The sequence below is a fragment of the Pseudomonas sp. ADAK2 genome, assembly GCF_012935755.1.
Lineage (GTDB): Bacteria > Pseudomonadota > Gammaproteobacteria > Pseudomonadales > Pseudomonadaceae > Aquipseudomonas.
In genome coordinates this window covers 2886507-2908666 of record NZ_CP052862.1, presented here as the reverse complement: position 1 = coordinate 2908666, position 22160 = coordinate 2886507, and the positions used below count along the sequence as shown (strand labels likewise).

The window sequence follows — 22160 nt, the reverse complement described above, 5'->3', positions numbered from 1 at the left end:
AGCCTCGTACCTCGGCAGCTGCTACAGATCGTGCCGTTCGGTAAATAACAGCGTGTCCCAAACCCACATCCCCCCTAAAATACCCGCCATTCCCGATTTGCACCGCCCGAGGCCGTTTTCCCCATGTCTGCTACCGCCACTCCTGCCAGCCTCGCGCCGGATCACCACGCCCAGTTCATCGACTTGCTGCAAACCAGCCTCGACGCCAATGCCTTTATCAAACTGGTGCTGGCCAAGTACGTCGGCCCCGAGGCGGACTTGCAGCGACTGATCATCAAGCAACTCACGGTCAAGGATCAGTCTTGCCTGTCCTTCGTCTACCGCTACAAGACCCGCGATATCACCAAGAACTTCCCGCTGGCCGAAGGCGTGGCGACTATCGCCGCGCTGCTGCCCGAGGCGTTCAAAAATGCGCATTTGCTGTCCCTGACTGATGAAGCCCAGCTCGAATACAGCAAAAAGGGCAAGCCTTCGCTGTTCAAGAGCAAACCCCAGCAATTGCGTGAAGTGCCGTCCGCCGAGCATAACCGCGAGAAAAATCGCTTCCTCGACCTGAGCCGGCCGTTCCTCGCCGACCTGGGTGTGACCAACAGCAAGCACGAGCTGATCCCGGCGATGTCGCGCAAGTGGAAGCAGATCAACAAGTTCATCGAAGTGTTCAGCCATGCCCTGACCACCTCGCCGCTGGCGCTGGACAAACCGGTGCGCGTGGCGGATTTCGGGTCGGGCAAGGGTTACCTGACGTTCGCGATCCACGACTACCTGCGCAACACCTTGAACGCTGAAGGTGAAGTCACTGGTGTCGAGTTGCGCGAAGAGATGGTCAACCTGTGCAACACCGCGGCGGCGAAGCTGGAACATCCGGGGCTGGTGTTCAAGTGCGGCGACGTACGCAGCGTCGCGCCGAGCGAGCTGGATGTGATGATTGCCCTGCATGCCTGCGACATCGCCACCGACTACGCGATCCACACCGGCATTCGTTCCGGTGCCTCGATCATCATGTGCTCGCCGTGCTGCCACAAACAGATCCGCCTGCAAATCCAGAGCCCGGCGCTGCTCAAGCCGATGCTGCAATACGGTTTGCACCTGGGCCAACAGGCGGAAATGGTCACCGACAGCCTGCGCGCATTGTTCCTTGAGGCCTGCGGCTACGAGACCAAGGTGTTCGAGTTCATCTCACTGGACCACACCAACAAGAACAAGATGATCCTGGCGGTCAAGCGCGCCGAGCCGGTGGACCCGGCGCAGTTGTTGGTGAAGATTCAGGAATTGAAGGATTTCTATCAGATCACTGAGCATTGCCTGGAAACGTTGCTGCGTTCCGACGGCTACCTCTGATTCTGTAGGAGCCAGGCTTGCCGGCGAAGGCGATTTTGAAGGCGCCTTCGCCGGCAAGCCTGGCTCCTACAGGTTATGCGGTGGCAATGCGGGCGGGTTTGACGGCTGTTTTTCGCCCCAACATCACCGTCACAATCACCCCACCCGCAAACAGCCAGGTAATCGGCTCGATGTGTTCGCCAAAGAACAACGCCGAAAACGCAATCGTGAAGAAGATCTGCAATAACTGGATCTGACTGACCCGCGCAATCCCGCCCATCGCCAACCCGGCGTACCAGGCAAAGAACCCGATGAACTGCGAAAACAGCGAGACGTAGCCGAACGCCCACCAGGTCTTGGCCGAGATCTCGCCCTGATGTTGCAGCGCCAGGTACACCACCGGCCCGATCAGCAACGGCGTCGACAGCACCAGCGCCCAGCAGATCACCTGCCAGCCGCCCATTTCCTTGGCCAATCGGCCACCTTCGGCATAGCCCAAACCGCCCACGGCAATCGCCCCGAGCATCAGCAAATCACCGGCCTGAATACTGCCGGCGCCGCTGATCAGCGCATAACCGAGCACCAGCGCGCTGCCCAACGCGGCGCAGGCCCAGAAGGCTTTTGACGGCCGTTCATGGGACAGCCACGCGGCGTACAGCGCCACGCACAGCGGTTGCAGGCCGTTGACCAGCGCACCATGGGACGCCGGCAACGTCTGCATGGCCCAGGCTGACAGCACCGGGAAACCGAGGATCACCCCGGCGATCACCAGGGTCAGGCCCTTGACCTGTTTCCAGGTCGGCCACTTCTCACGTCGCCACAACAACAGCATCGCCGCCGGCACCGCCGCAAACAAGGCGCGGCCCAGACCGTTGAGCAACGGATGGATTTCCTGCACGACGATCCGCGTGAAGGGCAGGGTGAGGCTGAAGATGACGACGCCGAGCAGGCCGAGGGCCATGCCGGTGTTTTCGCGCGAGGACATGATGGGCAACCAGGATTCAGGGTGATTGGACGTGGCTTCATCTAGCCACAAACATTAGGTTTGGCCCTGTTACAGCTAGGCGCAGAGTTATCCGTACAGTTTGCCGCGATCCCTGTGGCGAGGGAGCTTGCTCCCGTTGGGCTGCGCAGCAGTCCTCTTCTTTTTAAGGTCAAGAGAGGGGCCGCTTCGCAGCCCAGCGGGAGCAAGCTCCCTCGCCACAAAAGCTCATTGGCGGTAGTAACCGGCTATTACCTGCCGCCGCCGATAAGGACTACCTTGAATACTCCTGCACGCCCACGTATTCCCAGAGGAGTCCTCCCCATGGCTGCCAAGAAAATCCTGATGCTGGTCGGCGATTACGTCGAAGACTACGAAGTGATGGTGCCGTTCCAGGCGCTGCTGATGGTCGGCCACACCGTGCACGCCGTGTGCCCGGAGAAAACCGCCGGCCAGACCGTGCGCACCGCGATCCATGACTTCGAAGGCGACCAGACCTACAGCGAAAAACCCGGTCACCTGTTTGCCCTGAATTTCGACTTCGCCAAGGTGAAGGCCGGCGATTACGACGCACTGCTGGTGCCCGGCGGTCGTGCGCCGGAGTACCTGCGCCTGAACGAAAAAGTCCTGGAACTGGTGCGGGACTTCGACAAGGCCGGCAAGCCAATCGCCGCCGTGTGCCATGGCGCGCAATTGCTCGCCGCCGCTGGAATTCTCGAAGGTCGCGAATGCAGCGCTTACCCGGCCTGTGCCCCGGAAGTTCGTTTGGCCGGTGGTACGTTCATCGATATCCCGGTGACGGAAGGCCACGTTCAAGGCAATCTGGCCACTGCGCCCGCCTGGCCGGCGCACCCGAACTGGCTCGCCGGTTTCCTCGGTTTGCTGGGCACCAAAATCACGCTGTAACGAGGGACGTTTCCATGTGCGAGCTCTACGTCAAGGCCGATCCGATCCTCTACGAATCGCGCTCCCGCTCGCTGCGCATCTGCGGGGTGGTCACCACCCTGCGTCTGGAGAATCAGTTCTGGGACATCCTCAGCGAAATCGCCGAAGTCGACGGCATGACCACCAACCAGTTGATCGCCAAACTGTATGAAGAGGTGATGGATTATCGCGGGGAGGTGGTGAATTTTGCTTCGTTCCTGCGGGTGAGTTGCATGCGGTATTTGTCGCAGCGTCGGGTGCAGGCGCCGGAGTTGTCGGTGGTTCGCACTGCGGTGAAATAGCTTAAACCGTGTCGGCCCTTTCGCGAGCAAGCCCGCTCCCACCTTGGAATGCATTCCACCTGTGGAAGCGGGCTTGCTCGCGAAGGGGCGGGTACAGGCGACAGACATCACTGGGTGGTCTTTACTCTTTGGCGCGAACCCTCTCAATTGCCAAGGAGAACGAGCATGTCCGGATGGTACGAAGTGAGCAAAACCAGCAACGGGCAGTTTCGGTTTGTGCTGAAAGCAGCCAATGCCGAAACCATTCTGAACAGCGAGCACTACACCACCCGCGCCGCTGCCGATGGCGGCATCGCCTCGGTGCAGAAAAACAGCCCGCTGGATGAGCGCTACGAGAAAAAGACCACCAAGGATGGCCATCCTTACTTCAACCTCAAGGCCGGTAATCACGAGGTCATCGGCAGCAGCGAGGCGTATTCCAACGATGCCGCACGGGAGAAGGGGATTGCCAGTGTGAAGGCCAACGGGCCGACGACGGTAATCAAGGACAAGACGCTGCCGGTGCTCTAAGTTACCGCTGATCGTTCCCACGCTCCTGCGTGGGAATGCCTCCAGGGACGCTCCGCGTTCCAATGGGACGCAGAGCGTCCCCGGCTGCATTCCCACGCAGGAGCGTGGGAACGATCAGTAGGTGCAAGATCAGCGCAAGGCTTTCAACAACCCCTGCAACTGGCTGCAACCCGCCTCGCTCAGTGGAAACACCGGCAACCGTGGATCCCCCACTTCCAGCCCGGTCGCGCGCAACCCGGCCTTGATCGTCGCCGGCAAACCACCCTTGAGAATAAAGTCCAGCAGCGGCAACTGGCGATAAAACAACTCACGCGCCTTGCCCAGGTCATTGGCCAGTACCGCTTCATACAGGTCGAGATTGAGCTGTGGGATCAGGTTCGGCGCCGCCGTGCACCAGCCTTTTGCCCCGGCCGCAAACGCTTCCAGCGCCAACGGGTTGCAGCCGTTATAGAACGGCACCTGACCATCGCCGAGCAATTGCAGTTTGTGCATGCGCTGGATGTCGCCAGTGCTTTCCTTGACCATCGTGACGTTTTCGACGGCGTTGAAAATCCGCAGGATCAGCTCCACCGACATGTCCGTGCCACTGGTGGCCGGGTTGTTGTAGAGCATGATCGGCACGCCGATGCTGTCGCCAATGGCGCGGTAGTGGGCGAGGATTTCCGTTTCGCTGAGTTTCCAGTAGGACGCCGGCAATACCATCACCACATCGGCGCCATGAGCCTCGGCGAAGCGCGCACGGCGCACGGCTTTGGCGGTGGTCAGGTCGGACACGCTGACGATGGTCGGCACCCGTTTCGCCACGTGCTTGATACTGAACTCGCTGACCTGATCCCACTCCGCATCGCTCAGGTAAGCGCCTTCGCCGGTGCTACCCAGCGGCGCGATGGCGTGGACGCCGCTGTCGATCAGGCGGTCGATGGAGCGCCCGAGGGCTTCAAGATCGACGCCATTGGCGCTGAATGGTGTGATGGTGTAGCCGATGATGCCGTGAATGGTTGGGGTCGACATGTTGTCTCTCCTCTTTTGAAAATGAGTGGGTTCAGTTCAGGCAATCGGCGTGTTGGCGCAGGTTCTGCCGAGCGTAGTAGTTGAAGGCGGCGGCGTGGCGTTTCGGCTTGGATATCCAGTCATGGGCTTCGCGGCCCAGCTCCGGCAGGATCGGTTTGATCGTCCCGGCGCTCATGGCCAGCAACTGCAACTTCGCCGCGCGTTCGATCAGTTGCGCAATCACGCAGGCTTCCTCGATGCTGGCGCCGGTGGACAATTGGCCGTGGTGGGAAAGCAGGATCGCGCGTTTATCGCCGAGTGCGCCGGCAATGATTTCGCCTTCTTCATTGCCAACCGGTACACCGGGCCAGGCTTCGAGAAACGCGCAATCTTCGTAGAGCGGGCACAGGTCCATGTGCGAGACCTGCAGCGGCACTTCAAGCATCGACAGCGCAGCGACGTGGGTCGGATGCGTGTGAATGATGCAGTTCACATCCGGCCGGGCGCGGTACACCCAGCTATGGAAACGGTTGGCCGGGTTGGGCATACCGTGGCCTTCGAGCACTTCCAGGTCTTCGTTGACCAGCAGCAGATTGCCGGCGGTGATTTCATCGAAACCCAGGCCCAGTTGCTGGGTGTAATAAGTACCAGGCTGCGGGCCGCGAGCGGTGATTTGCCCGGCCAGGCCGGAGTCGTGACCATTCTCGAACAGGATGCGGCAGGTCAGGGCCAGCTTTTGCCGGTCGGTCCACGTATTATCCGCCAGGGTGTTTTGCATCTGGATCAGCGCTTGCTTGACCAGTTGGTCTTTGGGGAGTGCTAAGGTCTTGGCCATATCGGTGTCCTTTGGGTGGTTCAATGGACGTCGGGTTTGCGGTTTACCCGTTGCTTGCAAGGTCGTGGGTGAGTGCAAATGACACTAAAGAGGCTATATGACACTTTGTGTCATTGGCAAGGGCAAATCGTCGATTCCTTCATGGATTAATCGCTGCACATGTCTATCCGTTTGAAATTACTCAGGAAAAAACTTGGCGTGACTTTGGAGTCCCTGGCCGAAAAGTCCGGCATGACCAAGAGTTATCTGTCGAAAGTCGAGCGCGGGCTGAACACCCCGTCGATTGCCGCTGCCTTGAAACTGGCCAAGGCGTTGAACGTGAAGGTCGAGGAATTGTTCTCCGAAGACAACATCAGCCTCGACAGCTACAGCCTAGTGCGCAGCGACGAACGCCAGTCCCTGGCCGCCAACGACCACAGCCCCGGTTACGCGGTGCTGGCCCATCAGGTCAGTGAACGCAGTCTGTTGCCGTTCATCATCTACCCGCCGAGCGAATTCACCGACAAGACCTTCAAGGAACATTTGGGGGAAGAGTTTCTGTTTGTTCACGAAGGGCAGGTGGAAGTGGACTTCATGAACGAACGGGTGCTGCTCAATCGCGGGGATGCGCTGCACTTCAATGCGCAGAAGCCGCATCGGATCCGGTCAGTGGGGGAGGTTCAGGCGCAATTGCTGGTGGTGGTGCATAGCAGCGAAGAATGACTTGGCTGTTGATCGTTCCCACGCTCTGCGTGGGAATGCAGCCCGGGACGCTCCGCGTCCCATTGGAACGCAGAGCGTCCCTGGAGGCATTCCCACGCAGAGCGTGGGAACGATCCTTAGACTTCAACCGGCACGGTCAACTTCGAACTGCCCAGCGCATGCGTCTTCGAATCAAAAAACCTTAACTCAACCCCCGTCCCCTCAAACCCCTTCGCGTAATGCCGCTTCTGATGCTGGATAAACGCCTTGGTACGCGGATAAATCGACACCGCGACCACCTTCGGTTTCGCCTGGCGCAACGCATGGATGATGTGGCTGTCCTGCTCGCCCAGCGCATGCCCGAAGATGCACAAGCCCTCGCCATGCCCCAATAGCTGGTCATAACAGAACGACAAATAATCCGAACTGCGAATGGTCTTGAGCTTGTCCTGCGCCGGCCCTTCGTTGACGAACAGCGGCACGTCATCCAGGGTCTTGATCGTATTGTTGATCGCAAAGCTGCCGAGCAACGTGCCCTCGGTCGACATCAGTTTGCGCGCGGTGCCGTCCTGGTTGCGCACCAGGTGCAGACCACCGTGCAGGTACAGCAAACGGGTTTTGTCGGTGGCGCTGGCGCTCAAGTCGAAGCTCGGCTCGCTGCCGTGGAACAAATCAGTCACCCCATCAGGTGAGTGCTGGATCGCCCAGTTGCCGAGCAAATCGTAGTTGGTGGTGAACACCGTCCGATAGCGGCCCAGCTCTTGATTGATCGTCGCCAACGTCGAAGGCACTACCAGCCGCCACGGGATGTGCACCGCGTGCACGGTGTTGATCAGCGCTTCCTTGATCGCGTAGTAGCGATTGCGCGGCGCGGCGGAGCTGACGGCCAGGGCTTTGTTGACGCGGCTGGTGATTTTCAGCGCGCTCAGCACTTGCTCGAAACTGCGGGTTTGCAGCGCATCGAACACACTCAGCTCGGACTGGCTCAGGGGCTTTTCTTCGACGGTGCGCGCGTTGTCGAACAGCGAGTCGTAGCCGAAGTCGTCCCATACCGCGCGGCTGGCGCCGTTGCCCAGCAGCAGGCCGCTGAACGAAGCGCTGGTGCGCAAGGCGTTCCAGTCTTCAAGTTGGGCATCGACATCCTGGAAATCGGTCATTGCGTTGGTCGTCTCAAAAAGCGAAGGGGCTGATGGGCGGCGACTTTATCACGACCGGGACTTGAGCCAGATCAACATCCGCCGTGACTGATCGGTCGATCCTGTGCACATCCGCTGAATCGGCGCTGTCGATTCGGCCCCTCGCCAGGAGATTCGCTCATGAGCAGTACGTTTTTCATCCCCGCCGTGAACATCATGGGCAGCGGTTGCCTCGACGAAGCCATGGACGCCATCGGCAAGTACGGTTTTCGCAAAGCGCTGATCGTCACTGACGTCGGGCTGGCCAAGGCCGGCGTGGCGGCGATGATTGCCGAGAAGCTGGCGATGCGGGACATCGATTCGGTGATTTTCGACGGCGCCAAGCCGAACCCGAGTATCGCCAATGTCGAGCGCGGCCTGGGCCTGCTCAAGGAAAGTCGCTGTGATTTCGTGGTGTCCCTGGGCGGCGGTTCGCCCCACGACTGCGCCAAAGGCATCGCCCTGTGCGCGACTAACGGCGGGCAGATCCGCGACTACGAAGGCGTCGATCAATCCGAGAAGCCACAACTGCCGCTGATCGCCATCAACACCACCGCCGGCACCGCCAGTGAAATGACCCGCTTCTGCATCATTACCGATGAATCACGCCACGTGAAAATGGCCATCGTCGATCGCAACGTCACGCCGCTGCTGTCGGTCAACGACCCGGCGCTGATGGTCGCCATGCCCAAGAGCCTGACCGCCGCCACCGGCATGGACGCACTGACCCACGCCATCGAAGCCTATGTCTCCACTGCCGCCAACCCGATCACCGACGCCTGTGCGCTGAAGGCCATCACCCTGATCAGCAACAACCTGCGCCTGGCCGTGCGTGATGGCAGCGACATGGCCGCCCGGGAAAACATGGCGTATGCGCAGTTCCTCGCCGGCATGGCGTTCAACAACGCGTCCCTCGGTTATGTGCACGCGATGGCCCACCAGTTGGGCGGTTTCTACGACTTGCCCCACGGCGTGTGCAACGCGGTGTTGTTGCCCCACGTGCAAAGTTTCAACGCACTGGTGTGCGCCGATCGCCTGACCGACGTGGCCCTCGCCATGGGCGCCGACATTCGCGGCTTCAGCCCGGAAGAGGGCGCGCAAGCCGCCATCGCCGCGATTCGCAGCCTGGCCAAAGACGTGGAGATCCCCGGCGGTCTGCGCGACCTCGGCGCCAAGCTCAACGACATCCCGATCCTCGCCGTCAATGCGTTGAAAGATGCCTGTGGCTTGACCAACCCGCGCGCGGCGGATCAGCGGCAGATCGAGGAGATTTTCCGCAGCGCGTTCTAAGCCGTCTTGCGGCCCGGCGCGAACCTCACGCAGAGCATCGCGCTAAGGGCCAGCAACACGCACAACAAGGACAACGGCCAGGCCTGCTGACTGGCGATCAGGCTGGCAATGCCGCCAATCACGGCGGCCATCATCTGGTGAATAAAACCGCTCAACGCCATCGCATAAGCACCGCTGACCGGCGAACCCTCATTGGCCAGCGACAGGCTGATCGGATAATTCAACGACTGGCCGAATACCGCAAAGCAGTAGGGCAGCCAGAACAGCAACGCCACCGAAGTCCCCGCCACACTCCCCAGCAACATCACCCCACTGCCGGCCAGCACCAGGCCGACACCCAGCGTCATCAGCCAATGCTGGCCGGTGCGCAGCACAAAGCGATTGACCCCCAGCGCCCCAAGAAAATACGCCGCACTGATCGGCCATCCCAACAGCCCATATTCCACGGCCGACCAGTTGAACGGTCCCTGCAGAATCAAGGGCGCCGCCGTATTGAACGCGATGATCACCCCGTAACCCAGACCTCCTGCGAGGGCCGGCAGCAGAAACGCTCGATGACGCAGGATGCGCCAGTAGCTTGGCCAACTGGAGGACGGGCGGAGTTCGTCAGTCAGTACCGGGAACGCGACCCGCGCCACGATCACGGCCATCAGCAGACTTACACCACCCAGCAGGTAAAAGATCGCCGGCCAGCCCAGCGCCACCTGAATGATCGACCCCAGGTATTGGCCGATGCCCAACGCCACTACAAAGGAAATCGAAATCCACGACAGCGCCTTGGCCAGCAGGTCACCGCGAAAGCTGTCGCGGATCAGCACCCGCGCCATCACCGAAATCCCGCTGGCACCAATGCCCTGGAGCAAGCGGAAGAACAGAAACGATTCCAGCGTCTGGCCCAGGGGCAGGGCGAGATTGCCCAACCCATAGATGCCAAGCGCCGCGAGCAACACCGGTTTACGTCCGATGCGCTGGCCCAGGCTGCCCCAGAACAGCATCGGCAGCGCCATGCCAATCAGGTACACCGCCAACCCCCACGACACCTGCGACGCATCGGCCGAGAGATACCGGGCAATCTCCGGCAATGCCGGCAGGTAAATGCTCATGCCCAATTGCGCGAGGAAAACCGTGCTGCAGGTGACGAGGAGGGTGGTGCTGTTCTTCATGGAGTCTTCCCTGGGTTTTAACTGCCGACATCCCGGCCGTGAGTACGCAACAGTTCGCTGATGAGTTCACAAAAGTGGCGGATCAACCCGGGCTCCATGTCGGCCCGCAAGGTAATCCGGATGGCCGCCTGACCTTGCGCGACCACCGGAAAAAACACCGCCGAGGTGAAGAAACCGAGGTTGGCCAACTCCGTCGCCAAGCTGTTGGCCAGCGCCGCTTCGCCGCAACGGATCAGGCGAATCGCCATGTTACTGCCGTGTTGTTCGGTGCTGATCAAGCTGTCAAAGAGCTGGATATTAACCTGAAGTTTTTCCTGCAATGCGGCGAATTCCGCGGTGCGGTGCAGCTTGATCGAGGCACGGCCTGCACCGATGGCCGCACTGTTCAGGCTTTGCGACCAGTTGCTCGGCCCGCCGTAACGCTGGACAAGCTTCTGCTGCCGTTCACTGCCGAGCATCACCAGGCCACCGCTGGCGCCAAACGATTTGGCCAGGGAGGCGACGATCAGGCAGTCATCTTCCAGGGCCTGCAATCTGGGGCGTACCAGGCCGGCGCCGCCTGTGCCGACGGCGGAGAGGGCATGGGAATCGTCCAGGTACAGAAACAGCCCATAGCGCTCTTTCAGGTACAACAGACTCGCCATGTCCGCGACCCCGCCCATGCTGTAGGCGCCGTCGGCGATATACGCGACCGTGCCGTTCTGCTGACACTGCTGTTCGAGGAAATCCATGTCGTTATGCGGACAGGTCACCACTTTGGTTTCGTCCGCGCACGCGGCTTTGAGGTGGTTCATCGAGTAATGCGCCAAGCGGTCGAACACCATCACCGGCGGGCGGTTTTCGGTGAACACGCCGCTGGCCAGTAACGGCAGGATCCCGGCACTCGCCGCGCTGCACGACAAGGTGCTGAGGCATCGGGCGCCGAACAAGTCGGACAATTCGCTTTCGTACTGCTCCAGGATCGCCAGTTTGCAGCGGTTTTTCGAATTGGCGACGCGCAGGGTGCCGGTTTCCCACAAGGTGCTCATGGCGCCTTTGAGCAGGTCGGGGTGGTGATCCAGGCCCAGGTAAGAGGTGGTGCAGAAGTGATGAAAGGCCCGTCCGTATTGATCGACCATGCGGTTGGCGCTGCGGATATCGACGTTGAGCCCCGCGACTTTCCCGGCTTCGGCGGTTTCCCAGTCGTGATCGGCCAGGGCGATCAGTTTTCGATAGTTGGTGAAGGTGTTTGCGGTCTGGTCCATACAGGTGTGTCTCTCCTTGAGTGGGTGTCGCTGTCCTTGTGTATCGAGATTTTACGGAGTGTGGCGCAGGCGTTGAATCGGCCGATTCCTGCATGTTTGAGTGTTACAAGAGATTTATGTGTAGGACGGTGTCTTGTGATGCTGTGGGCCAAAACCGGGCTATCCTGCCGACTCAGCCGAACTTGCCATCGAGCCCACCATGCTGCAAAAAAGCCTGATCCGCCGCCTCGACTTGATCACCCTCCAGCTGTTCGTCGCTGTCCACGAAGAGGGCACGCTGACCCGTGCTGCCACGCGAGAAGCGATCGCGGTGTCGGCGGCCAGCAAGCGCTTGATGGAGCTGGAGGAAGCGTTCGGGATTAGTCTGTTTGTGCGCCAGGCCAAGGGCATGACCCTGACGCCGGCCGGGGAAACCCTGTTGCACCATGCCCGGCAGATGCTGTTCAACGTCGAGAAAATGGGGCTGGAACTGGGGGAGCACAGCCATGGGATTCGCGGCTACGTGCGGATGCTGGCCAATCTGTCGGCGATCATTCAGTTCCTGCCCGAAGACCTGCGCGACTTTTCCGAGCGTCATCCCCAGGTCAAGACTGACCTCGAAGAACGGCCCAGCAGTGGGGTGATTCAAGGCGTGCTGGATGGCGTGGCGGACCTTGGAATCTGTTCCAGCGACAGCGACGTCAAAGGCCTGCACAGCGTGCTCTATCGCCAGGACAAACTGGTGGTGTTGATGCCGCCGGATCATCCCTTGGCCAGCCGCGAAACCCTGGCGTTCGCCGATACCCTGGGCAGCGATTACGTCGGCCTGCATGCCGCCAGTTCGATCAACATGCGCACCCACGCCGCCGCGCGCAAGGCCGGCAAAGTGTTGCGGCTGCGGATTCATGTGCCGGGGTTCGATGCGATGTGCCGGATGGTCCAGGCCAACATGGGCATCGGCATCCTGCCGCAAAAAGCCTATGAACTGTTTGGCCGGGCGCTGGGGTTGCATGCGGTGCCGTTGACCGATGACTGGTCGGATCGGGCGCTGATTCTGGTGGTGCGCGATGAAGCGGGGTTGTCGCCGGTGAGCCGGATGTTGTTTGAGCAGTTGCGCGGGCATGCCTGATAGATCTTTGTTGGATGGGCCGGCCTCTTCGCGGGCAAGCCTCGCTCCTACAAGGACAGCGACAATCTCCCTGACCGTTCGCGTTTCACGAACGCCCGTTGCCAACTGAAGGTTGGATTCCTGTCCCCTCGGTCCTCTAGCCTTGGCTCATATTCCAAGAACAACAGAGGTACCCCGCGATGACTGCCCCCCTGAGTGCAATCAAGGTAATCGAGATCGGCACGCTGATCGCCGCGCCGTTTGCCGCGCGCATGCTCGCCGAGTTCGGCGCCGAGGTGATCAAGATCGAAGCCATGGGCCAGGGCGATCCCCTGCGCAAATGGCGAAAACTGCACGAGGGCACCTCGCTGTGGTGGTACCTGCAATCGCGCAACAAGAAGTCCCTGGCGCTCAATCTCAAATCCCCTGAAGGCATTGAACTGGTCAAGCAACTGGCGACCAGCGCCGACGTGCTGATCGAAAACCTGCGCCCCGGTGCCCTGGAAAAACTCGGCCTGGGCTGGGACGTGCTGCACGCCCTCAACCCGAACCTGACCCTGGTGCGCATCTCCGGTTATGGCCAGACCGGCCCGTACCGTGACCGTCCGGGTTTCGGCGCCATCGGCGAGGCCATGGGCGGGATTCGCTACACCACCGGCACCCCCGGTTCACCACCGGCACGGGTCGGGGTCAGCCTCGGCGATTCCCTGGCGTCGTTGCACGCGGTGATCGGCGCGCTGATGTCGTTGCTGCGGGTCAAGACCGGGCAGGGCGGCGGGCAAGTGGTCGATGTATCCCTGGCCGAAAGCGTGTTCAACGTGATGGAAAGCCTGGTGCCGGAATACGACATGCAGGGCCATATCCGCGAACGCAGCGGCGGCGCTCTACCGGGCATTGCACCGTCCAACACCTACCTGACCGCCGATGGCGCTTATGTCGTGATCGCCGGCAACAGCGACCCGATCTACAAGCGCTTGATGAGCGTGATTGGTCGCAGTGATCTCGCCGAGGCACCGGAATTCGCTCACAACGACGGTCGCGCCTTGAAAAGCAATGTGCTCGACGCCGCGATTACTCACTGGACCAGCAGCCTGCCCATCGATGACGTGCTGGCCGCACTGGAAGCCGCCGAAGTCCCGGCCGGGCGCATCTATTCGGTGGCCGACATCGTCGCCGATCCGCACTATCAGGCGCGGGACATGCTGCTCAACGCCGAACTGCCCGGCGGCGCCACGGTGAAGATGCCGGGCATCGTGCCGAAACTCTCCGAAACCCCCGGTGGCGTGAACTGGTCCGGGCCGCAACTGGGCCAGCACACCGACGGCATTCTTGCCGGGCTGGGCCTGACCGGTTCCGACATTGAACGGCTGAAAGCCGAAGGGGTGGTGCAATGATCACTGACTTTTCCCAGACGCTGATCGTGCAGGAAGTCTCGCCTCGGGACGGTTTGCAGATCGAGCCGACCTGGGTCGAAACCGTCGACAAGATTGCGCTGATCGATCAGCTTTCGATGGCCGGATTCAGCCGCATCGAGGCCGGCTCGTTTGTCTCGCCGAAAGCCATTCCAGCGTTGCGCGACGGTGAGTTGGTGTTCAAGGGCATCACCCGGCAGCCTTATGTGATTTACGTCGCGTTGATCCCTAACCTCAAAGGCGCGCAACGTGCATTGGCGACGAGGGCTGATGAGCTGAACCTGGTGATGTCCGCCAGCCAGACCCACAACCTGGCGAACATGCGCATGCGGTGTGAAGACTCATTGGCCGCATTCGGCGAGATCGTGCACTACGTCGGCGGCACCCAGGTGCGGCTCAACGGCAGCATCGCCACCACGTTTGGCTGCCCGTTCGAAGGCAAGATCGATGAGGACCGGGTGCTGCAAATCGTCGAGGCCTATCAGGAACTCGGCATTCAGGGCATCACCCTGGCCGACACCACCGGCATGGCCAATCCACGACAGGTGGATCGACTGGTTCGCCGGGTGTTGCAGCGAGTTTCGCCCGCGGACCTGACCCTGCATTTCCACAACACCCGTGGCCTCGGTTTGTGCAACGTGCTGGCCGCCTACGAGGCCGGTGCCCGACGCTTCGACGCCGCACTCGGCGGGCTCGGTGGTTGCCCGTTTGCCCCGGGCGCCTCGGGCAATATCTGCACCGAAGACCTGGTCAATCTGTGCGATGAAATCGGCATCCACACCGGCATCGATCTGCCGCTGCTGCTGAAACTGTCCCGAAGCTTGCCGGCACTGCTGGGCCACGAAGTGCCCGGCCAACTGGCCAAGGCCGGACGCAATTGCGATCTGCACCCGAGCCCGTCCTGACACACCCCGCTCCCACAGTAAAAAAAGCATTTCAAGCACCTCACCCAGACAACAAAAACAATCGGACACCCACGGGCAGTCCGCCTGGAGAAACCCCATGAGCCTCAACGTACTGGAGGCGGGCGCGAGCCCGTCCGTTAGCCACGATGTCGAAAAAGCCCTGGTCAGCAAGGTCGCCTGGCGTCTGATGCCGCTGATCATGGTTTGCTACCTGTTCGCGTTTTTCGACCGCATCAACATCAGCTTCGCCAAGTTCCAGCTGCAGACCGACCTGAGCCTGAGCGACACCGCCTATGGCCTCGGTGCCGGGTTGTTCGTGGTCGGTTACGTGCTGTTCGAAGTGCCGAGCAACATGATGCTGTACAAGGTCGGCGCACGGCGCTGGATCGCCCGGATCATGATGTCCTGGGGCGTCGCCACCGCCGCCATGGTCTTCGTCAACAGCGAATGGCAGTTCTACGCATTGCGCTTTGTCATCGGCGCGATGGAGGCCGGTTTCGCCCCGGGCGTCCTGTATTACCTGACGCTGTGGTTCCCGCAGCACTATCGCGGGCGCATCACTTCGATGCTGTTTCTGTCGTCGGCGTTTGCCGGTCTGGTTGGCGCACCGTTCTCCGGTCTGGTGCTGCAACACCTCGACGGCGTGATGGACATGCGCGGCTGGCACTGGCTGTTCCTGCTCGGCGGCGTGCCCTGCATCGTTCTCGGCTTTCTGGTGCTGAAGTTGCTCAAGGACCGCATCGAAGACGCCCATTGGCTGACCGCTTCGGAGAAGACGTTGTTGGCCAGTCGCATCGCTCATCACGAACCGCACAAGGGTGGCGGCTCGCTGCTCGCGGCGTTGAAGATTCCGGGGTTTCTGACCTTGGGCCTGATCTACTTCCTGATCCAGGTCGCGTCCTACGGCTTGAATTTCTGGGCGCCGCAATTGATCCGCAGCGCGGGGACTGAAAGCCCGGTGATGATCGGCCTGCTAACCGCCATTCCCTACATCTGCGGAGCGATCAGCATGGTGGTGATCGGGCGCTTGTCTGACTCCACCGGTGAACGCCGCAAGTTTGTCGCCGGCCTGGTGACGCTGGGCGCGGTCGGGTTCTTCTGCGCCGGGATCTTCGCCAACCACACGACCTTCCTGATCGTCGCGCTGGGCTTGCTCGGTGCCGGGATCATCGCCTGCATCCCGAGCTTCTGGACCCTGCCACCGAAACTGCTGGCCGGTGCTGGCGCTGGTGCAGCGGGCGGGATTGCCGTGATCAACACCCTCGGCCAGTTTGGCGGCATCGTCAGCCCGGTGATGGTGGGGCGAATCAAGGACCTGACCGGCAGCACCACCCCGGCGCTGTACGTCATCGGTGTCGCGGCGTTGATCGCTGCAGCGCTGCTGATGTGGGGCCTGCCGCAGAAACTGCGCACCCTCGACAAGTTTTAAAAGAACGCAGGCTGCCCCAACGCCGACAGGGACCACGCATCCCCGTAGGCGCTGGCGCAGCCTGCGATCTTTTGATTTTCAAGAAGTCGCAATCAACGCTTTACCCGATGCACCACTGAACTGAATCAACACCACCCCCGCCACCAACAACACCGCGCCAAACACCCGGGGCAAGGTCAACTGCCGCTCCACCAGTCCGAACAACCCGAAATGGTCGAGCACCATCGAGGCAATCACTTGCCCGGTCAGCGCCAGCACCACAAATCCCGACGCACCGAGTTTCGGCAGCAACATCACCGCCAGCGCCACAAAGCACACGCCGAACACGCCACCGGCCCACATCCACAACGGCGCTTTGCTGATAAACGCCAAAGACGGCAGCGGCAAACGCAGGGCGAGGATGATCGGCAGCAGCACCAGCAAACTCACCAGCAACGAGGCCAGCGTCGCCCATAACGGATGCCCGAGGCCCCGACTCAGGTTGGCATTGATCGCACTCTGAAACGGCACCACCGCCCCGGCAATCACTGCCAGCAGCAACAGACCGGCCCACTGCAACGTACTCATGTTCATGACTCCAACAGGTTTTGCTGGACTCTAGGGTATTCGCCGCGCAAATTTAAATTCCAATTCGCTATGCAGAACATGCAGCAGATGAATGATCTACGACGCATCGACCTCAACCTGCTGGTGATCCTCGACGCCTTGCTCAGCGAGCAACACGTGACCCGTGCCGCCGAGCGTCTGCACTTGAGTCAACCGGCGGTCAGCCATGCGTTGGGACGCTTGCGCGATCTGCTCGGCGACCCGTTATTGGTGCGCGCCGGCGCCACGCTCGTGCCGACGCCAAGAGCGCTGGAGTTGATCGCACCGTTGGCCGAAGCCCTGGCCCAGGTGCAATCGCTGCTGGCACCCAACACCTTCGACCCGGCCACCGCCAAACGCACCTTTCGCCTGGCGATGTCCGACTACGGCGCAGCCATCGTCCTGCCGGGGCTGATCCGCACCTTGCGCCGGGAAGCGCCGGGCATCGACCTGCAAATCAGCCACGCCAGCCGCGAAGGCATGCTCGATGGCGTGCTCAACGGCGATATCGACGTCGCGGCGGGGGTGTTTCCAGAATTACCCAATGAACTGCGCAGCACGCCATTGTTCGAGGAGCACTACGCCTGCCTGGTCGACCGCCACAGCCTGCCCGCCGACGGCACGCTCGATCTACCGACCTACCTGGCCCGTCCCCACGTCCTGCTGGAAATGCGCGGCAGCGGCACCCCGGAAATCGAGCGGGCACTGACGGCCCTGCGCGAACGCCGTCGCGTGGCGATCAGCCTGCCGCACTGGAGCGTTGCGCCGGAGTTCATCAGCGGCACGGATTTGATCCTGACCGTGGCCTCGCGTGGGTTGCGCGATGTTGATGAGCAATCGCTGATTGTTGTCCCGCCACCGTTTCATATTCCTTCGTTTACCTTTGTGCTGGTCTGGCATAAACGGCGCGGCGGGGATCAAGCGTTGAATTGGTTGAATGGGCGGATTGAGCAGGGGATAAAGCCAGTCATTAATTAACTTCCGGCAAACCCGCGCCTTGTAGCAGCTGGCGAAGCCTGCGTTCGGCTGCGCAGCAGTCGTGAAACCTGAGCACGCGGTCTACCTGCATCACCGCGTTGGCTGATTTCACGACTGCTGCGCAGCCGAACGCAGGCTTCGCCAGCTGCTACAGGTTGTGTTATGGCTTAATTGATGGGCGGCAACAATTTGTTGAGCGGACGCCGCGCACCGAGGATAGTGCGCGGCAGAATTTGACTGGTTTGAATCACACAAGGAACAGGGAATGACATTGAAGTCTGGCTGGATGGGGTTTACCGCGCTGTGCGGTTTGGTGATGACGTCGCAGGCGTTTGCCGCGTGTGAGAAGCCGCCGTTTTATGGCGATTTCGGCTATTCGGTCTGCAAAGACTGGCCGGCTTATCCGGGGTTGGCGATTACGGCGATTTCGCAGTTCGAGTCGGGTTTTTCGGCAAGCGGTTCCGGGCCTGAGGGCAAATACGATCTCGATCTGGCCGTTGTCTCTGCGGGTGATTCGAAGCCGTTGGCGACGTATCACAAGTCATCGGCTTTTGAGTCGGATGCCATTGCCTTCGAAGACCTGCAACTCGATACGGCGCGTTACAAGCTCACACCCGACCTGCGAGCGTTCGGCGTGCGCGCCACGTTCAAGGGCTCGTCACGCGTCAATCCAATGGATGAAACATTGCTCTCGCTCTACGTCAAAGAGGACAACACGCTGCGTCCGGTCATGGATCGACTCATCACCTATCAGTACGGCGGTGAATGGGATGGCAATTGTGCCGGCGAGCGTTATGAAATCACCCGAACCCTGGAAATCGGCAAGACCAGTTCCCACGGCTACGCGGACCTGATCGTCAAAACAGTGTCCATGAGCACGGTTGGCAAGGGTGAAGGAGAGGCGTGTGAATCCAACTCCGTGACCGCCAAGCCGGTGCAGACGACGCTTCGGTACGACGGTAAAAACTATGTTTTGCCAGGCGATTTCAAGGGCGTTTAAAGACTGCGCATCGATCAGGGAAGAACATGATGACCGTTAAGAAGCTACTGAACTCACTCATCGTCCTCGGCCTCATCGCGGCGGCCAGTCAGGCGCAAGCGGGTTGCGAAGAAGCCTCCTCAGACGCGCAGTCGGTCACCCTTTGCAAAGTCTGGCCGGCGTATGACGACCAGACCATTGTCGCCACGACGACGTTCAAGCCGGATTCTCCCGACGGCAACGGCGATGTCGGAAACGTCGATCTGGCGTTGGCGCTCATCCGTTCGTCCAGCGCGAAACCCCTGGCCAGCTACCGTAAAAAAGACGCCTACTCTTCGGACGCCGTGGCGTATCAAGGCCTGACCATTGATACGGCACGCTACAAGTTGACGCCGGACGCTCGCGCGTTCGGCATCCGCTCACGTTTTGAAACCAGATCAAGTATCAATTCTTACTACACGAATCAACTGGCGCTGTATCTGCGCGACGGCGCTACCTTGCGCCCGGTGTTGGAAGGGTTGGTGATGACGACGGGGCGGGGCGAGTGGGATGGCAACTGTGCGGGACAGGGCGAGCGAACCGAAAGAACCGTCGATATCGGCAACACCCATCACAACGGCTTTGCGGATCTTGTTGTCAGCTCTACCGTGACAGTGACCCAACGCTTTCTGGTGGGCAAAGAGTGCCAGGACAAGGCCAAAAAGTTGAAAACAACACGGGTCATCCTGAATTACGACGGTAAACAATACGTCGTGCCCGAAGCGCTCAAAGGTTAATCACCCATGCTCACCGGCCTCAACCACCTGACCTTCGCCGTCACCGACCTGAATCGCAGCGTCGCGTTCTATCAAGGCCTGTTGCAGCTGCGCCTCGACGCGACCTGGGACACCGGCGCCTATCTTTCGCTGCCGGGCCTGTGGTTGTGCCTTTCCTTCGATCCACTGCGAAAATCCGAACCTGCCGCCGACTACACCCATTACGCCTTCACTGTCAGCGCTGCGGACTTTCCCGTGTTCGTTGAAAACCTGCGATCTGCCGGTGTGCAGGAATGGCGCGACAACCGCAGCGAAGGCGCGTCGTTTTACTTCCTCGATCCGGACGGCCACAAGCTCGAAGCCCATGTCGGTGACCTGGCGTCGCGCCTGCAAGCCTGTCGGCAACGGCCGTACGCCGGCATGAAGTTCTTCGACGATCAGTCAGTTGATCGCCAGGACCTGAGATAAACTTGCGACCCATCGCCCCAAACAGGACTTCCCCATGACCCCATCGCTACTAATGGCCGTTCTCGCCTCCGGTTTTATCTACGGCATCACCCCCGGCCCGGGCGTGCTGGCGGTGTTCGGGATTGGCGCGGCCCGTGGTCGACGGGCGGGGGCGGGGTTCCTGTGCGGGCATTTGCTCGGGGACGTGGTCTGGTGCAGCACCGCGCTGATCGCGATTGTCGGCGCCCGGGAAATCGGCAGCACGGCGTTCGATGTGTTGGGCGTGCTCAGCGGGCTCTATCTGTTCTGGCTCGGTGTGCGGGCGATTCGCGCTCGCCGCAGCAGCGCTGAAACCCCGCAAGGGCCGGCGCGGCAGCCGTTCTGGCACGGCATCCTGTTCGGCCTGACCAATCCGAAAGCCTACCCGGTGGCCGTGGCGACGTTCACCGCGTTGCTGTCCAGCCGCGCCGAATTGCTCCATTGGTCGATGCTACCTTGGCTGATTGCCCTGAGCTTTGTGGGCGGATTGCTGGCGTACGCTATTCTCATTGGTATTGTCGGTGCGCGGCAGGTGCGCACCGTGTATCAACGCCATGAACTGTTGATCACTCGGCTGTGCGGGGTAATGTTTATCGGTTTCGCCATCAACGCCCTGGCCCATGCATTGCCGGGGTTGGTCACGAACAAGGCTTGAGGCTGATCGCGGGGATGCGTCAGCGGCACCGTTCAAGGATGGTTTTTTTATTGCTGCATTGTCCGGACACTCGCCTGCACCATGACCACCCGAAATTCCGCGCCTTTGGCGAGCTACATCGACCTGTTGCTGGACGCCGTTTGTGCGGTGGATAAACAGGGTCGCTTCGTATTTGTCAGCGCGGCTTGCGAGCGTGTTTTCGGCTACACCCCGGATGAGTTGGTCGGCCAAGCGATGATCGACCTGGTACACCCCGCCGACCGCCAGCGCACCCTCGATGCCGCGCGGGAAATCATGGACGGCGAGCCCAAGCTCAACTTCGAAAACCGCTATCTGCGCAAGGACGGCCGGGTGGTGCACATCCTTTGGTCGGCGCGTTGGTCGGAAGTCGATCAACTGCGCATCGCCGTGGCCCGGGACATCACCGAACGCAAACAGGCCGAGTCGCGACAAGCGGCGTTGTATGCGATCTCCGAAGCGGCCCATGCGGCGGAAGATTTGCTGGCGCTGTTCAAACGCATCCACACGATCATCGGTGAATGGCTGCCGGCGCTGAATTTTTCCGTGGCGCTGTACGACGAGCACTGCGCGCAGCTGAACTTTCCCTATCACATCGACGACCGTGAACATCAACCCGAACTGCCCGGCACGGTGACCGGACGCCTGTGCGCCGAGGTCGTTCGCAGTGGCCAGCCGATCTTGCTGACCCCGGACCAGGACGCGCTACCCGAAGGCTTCAAGGCGCTGGTGGCGGGGCAGGATTCCCCGTGCTGGCTCGGCGTGCCGCTGAACTCGCAGAACGGCACCATCGGTGCGCTGATCGTCAAAAGCGAGGCCGGCGGCGAGCGCTACACCGAGCAGGACAAAGAGCTGCTGCAATACGTCTGCGCCCAGGTCGCGACCGCCATCGAGCGCAAGCAGCTGCACGCGCGGCTGCAACACATGGCCCAATACGATCAACTCACCCAACTGCCCAATCGCGAATTGCTCCGCGAGCGGCTCAAATCGTCGCTGGCGAAAGCTCGCTCCGAGGGCGGGCGGATGGCGCTGTTGTACGTTGATCTCGACCGTTTCAAACAGGTCAACGACACCCACGGCCATGCGGTCGGCGACATGTTGCTGCAAGCGGTGGCCAATCGGCTCAAGGGCTGCGTGCGCGAGAGCGACACCGTGGCGCGCATCGGCGGCGATGAGTTCGTGGTGCTGCTGCACAGCATCCACGCCGCCGAAGACGCCGACAGCGTCGCCGGAAAAATCCGACAAGTGTTGGTACAACCCCTGCGCCTGGATGGCCACAGCCTGAACATCGAACCGAGCATCGGTGCGGCGCTCTATCCTGAGCACGGCACGGAAGAAAAGCAGTTGTTTCGCTACGCCGACGAGGCGATGTACGCGGTCAAACGCCTGCGTCACCGGCCGCTTGAAGCCTGAGTTTTCACCACCGTTCGTCGCAATTTCCCCGATTTTTTCTAAACC

Annotated in this window: 23 protein-coding genes; 16 read left to right on the top strand and 7 right to left on the bottom strand. The window is 60.9% G+C overall.

The genetic code is table 11. The annotated features are described in order from the left end of the window. Positions 1-123: 123 nt before the first annotated feature. The gene (locus HKK52_RS13565) at positions 124-1338 is read left to right on the top strand and encodes a class I SAM-dependent methyltransferase (protein ID WP_169371241.1); all 1215 of its coding nucleotides are present in this window, start codon (positions 124-126) and stop codon (positions 1336-1338) included. Positions 1339-1411: 73 nt separating this feature from the next. On the opposite strand, the gene HKK52_RS13560 is transcribed toward HKK52_RS13565, so the two are convergent. Then, the gene (locus HKK52_RS13560) at positions 1412-2302 is read right to left on the bottom strand and encodes a DMT family transporter (protein ID WP_169371240.1); all 891 of its coding nucleotides are present in this window, start codon (positions 2300-2302) and stop codon (positions 1412-1414) included. A 321-nt stretch (positions 2303-2623) separates the two neighbouring features. Here HKK52_RS13560 and HKK52_RS13555 point away from each other — a divergent pair, with 321 nt between their 5' ends. The 3 genes from HKK52_RS13555 to HKK52_RS13545 all read left to right on the top strand — a co-directional run bounded on the left by HKK52_RS13555 (position 2624) and on the right by HKK52_RS13545 (position 4035). Then, positions 2624-3205, top strand: a complete 582-nt coding sequence (locus tag HKK52_RS13555) for a DJ-1/PfpI family protein (RefSeq protein WP_169371239.1) — start codon at positions 2624-2626, stop codon at positions 3203-3205. A gap of 14 nt (positions 3206-3219) precedes the next feature. Next, on the top strand, positions 3220-3525 hold the full coding sequence (locus tag HKK52_RS13550; protein WP_169371238.1) for a ribbon-helix-helix domain-containing protein: 306 nt from the start codon (positions 3220-3222) through the stop codon (positions 3523-3525). 165 nt (positions 3526-3690) lie between these two features. After that, entirely contained in the window at positions 3691-4035 is a 345-nt protein-coding gene (locus HKK52_RS13545; RefSeq protein WP_169371237.1) for a YegP family protein, read from the top strand. Between the two features lie 129 nt (positions 4036-4164). Here the strand turns inward: HKK52_RS13545 and HKK52_RS13540 are convergent, their stop codons facing one another. Further along, entirely contained in the window at positions 4165-5046 is an 882-nt protein-coding gene (locus HKK52_RS13540; RefSeq protein ID WP_169371236.1) for a dihydrodipicolinate synthase family protein, read from the bottom strand. A 31-nt stretch (positions 5047-5077) separates the two neighbouring features. Beyond that, positions 5078-5860 (bottom strand): aldolase, encoded by a 783-nt coding sequence (locus HKK52_RS13535; protein ID WP_054615903.1) that lies wholly within the window; start codon positions 5858-5860, stop codon positions 5078-5080. Positions 5861-6019: 159 nt separating this feature from the next. Between HKK52_RS13535 and HKK52_RS13530 the strand changes: the two genes are divergently transcribed. Continuing rightward, the gene (locus HKK52_RS13530) at positions 6020-6562 is read left to right on the top strand and encodes a helix-turn-helix domain-containing protein (RefSeq protein ID WP_169371235.1); all 543 of its coding nucleotides are present in this window, start codon (positions 6020-6022) and stop codon (positions 6560-6562) included. Positions 6563-6678: 116 nt separating this feature from the next. On the opposite strand, the gene HKK52_RS13525 is transcribed toward HKK52_RS13530, so the two are convergent. Continuing rightward, a complete protein-coding gene (locus HKK52_RS13525) occupies positions 6679-7698 on the bottom strand; it encodes a DUF4917 family protein (protein ID WP_169371234.1) in 1020 nt (339 codons plus the stop codon). A gap of 159 nt (positions 7699-7857) precedes the next feature. Between HKK52_RS13525 and yiaY the strand changes: the two genes are divergently transcribed. Next, positions 7858-9006 (top strand): L-threonine dehydrogenase, encoded by a 1149-nt coding sequence (gene yiaY / locus HKK52_RS13520; protein WP_169371233.1) that lies wholly within the window; start codon positions 7858-7860, stop codon positions 9004-9006. On the opposite strand, the gene HKK52_RS13515 is transcribed toward yiaY, so the two are convergent. Together HKK52_RS13515 and HKK52_RS13510 are read right to left on the bottom strand one after the other, a co-directional pair. Next, on the bottom strand, positions 9003-10169 hold the full coding sequence (locus HKK52_RS13515) for an MFS transporter (protein ID WP_169371232.1): 1167 nt from the start codon (positions 10167-10169) through the stop codon (positions 9003-9005). The two genes, yiaY and HKK52_RS13515, sit on opposite strands and share 4 nt — an antisense overlap. Before the next feature lie 17 nt (positions 10170-10186). Beyond that, complete coding sequence (locus HKK52_RS13510) at positions 10187-11413, bottom strand: aminotransferase class I/II-fold pyridoxal phosphate-dependent enzyme (RefSeq protein WP_169371231.1); 1227 nt, start codon at positions 11411-11413, stop codon at positions 10187-10189. Positions 11414-11612: 199 nt separating this feature from the next. Here HKK52_RS13510 and HKK52_RS13505 point away from each other — a divergent pair, with 199 nt between their 5' ends. The 4 genes from HKK52_RS13505 (at position 11613) to HKK52_RS13490 (ending at position 16246) form a co-directional block, all read left to right on the top strand. Next, entirely contained in the window at positions 11613-12521 is a 909-nt protein-coding gene (locus HKK52_RS13505) for a LysR family transcriptional regulator (protein WP_169371230.1), read from the top strand. 179 nt (positions 12522-12700) lie between these two features. After that, positions 12701-13894, top strand: a complete 1194-nt coding sequence (locus tag HKK52_RS13500) for a CaiB/BaiF CoA transferase family protein (protein ID WP_169371229.1) — start codon at positions 12701-12703, stop codon at positions 13892-13894. Further along, positions 13891-14817 (top strand): hydroxymethylglutaryl-CoA lyase, encoded by a 927-nt coding sequence (locus HKK52_RS13495; protein ID WP_169371228.1) that lies wholly within the window; start codon positions 13891-13893, stop codon positions 14815-14817. Before HKK52_RS13500 ends, HKK52_RS13495 begins: the two co-directional genes overlap by 4 nt. 97 nt (positions 14818-14914) lie before the next feature. Continuing rightward, positions 14915-16246, top strand: coding sequence for an MFS transporter (locus HKK52_RS13490; protein ID WP_169371227.1), 1332 nt, complete (start codon positions 14915-14917; stop codon positions 16244-16246). A gap of 78 nt (positions 16247-16324) precedes the next feature. Here the strand turns inward: HKK52_RS13490 and HKK52_RS13485 are convergent, their stop codons facing one another. After that, positions 16325-16813: a DMT family transporter gene (locus HKK52_RS13485; RefSeq protein WP_169371226.1), complete on the bottom strand. Its 489-nt coding sequence runs from the start codon at positions 16811-16813 to the stop codon at positions 16325-16327. 78 nt (positions 16814-16891) lie between these two features. On the opposite strand from HKK52_RS13485, the gene HKK52_RS13480 reads away from it, so the two are divergent. The 6 genes from HKK52_RS13480 (at position 16892) to HKK52_RS13455 (ending at position 22115) form a co-directional block, all read left to right on the top strand. Further along, positions 16892-17809, top strand: coding sequence for a LysR family transcriptional regulator (locus HKK52_RS13480; protein WP_169371225.1), 918 nt, complete (start codon positions 16892-16894; stop codon positions 17807-17809). A 265-nt stretch (positions 17810-18074) separates the two neighbouring features. Then, positions 18075-18809, top strand: coding sequence for a hypothetical protein (locus tag HKK52_RS13475; RefSeq protein WP_169371224.1), 735 nt, complete (start codon positions 18075-18077; stop codon positions 18807-18809). Positions 18810-18838: 29 nt separating this feature from the next. After that, a complete protein-coding gene (locus HKK52_RS13470; protein WP_237150782.1) occupies positions 18839-19564 on the top strand; it encodes a hypothetical protein in 726 nt (241 codons plus the stop codon). Between the two features lie 6 nt (positions 19565-19570). After that, positions 19571-20011, top strand: coding sequence for a fosfomycin resistance glutathione transferase (gene fos, locus HKK52_RS13465; protein WP_169371222.1), 441 nt, complete (start codon positions 19571-19573; stop codon positions 20009-20011). A 34-nt stretch (positions 20012-20045) separates the two neighbouring features. After that, the gene (locus HKK52_RS13460) at positions 20046-20684 is read left to right on the top strand and encodes a LysE family translocator (protein ID WP_169371221.1); all 639 of its coding nucleotides are present in this window, start codon (positions 20046-20048) and stop codon (positions 20682-20684) included. An 81-nt stretch (positions 20685-20765) separates the two neighbouring features. Continuing rightward, a complete protein-coding gene (locus tag HKK52_RS13455; RefSeq protein WP_169371220.1) occupies positions 20766-22115 on the top strand; it encodes a sensor domain-containing protein in 1350 nt (449 codons plus the stop codon). Positions 22116-22160: the final 45 nt, after the last annotated feature.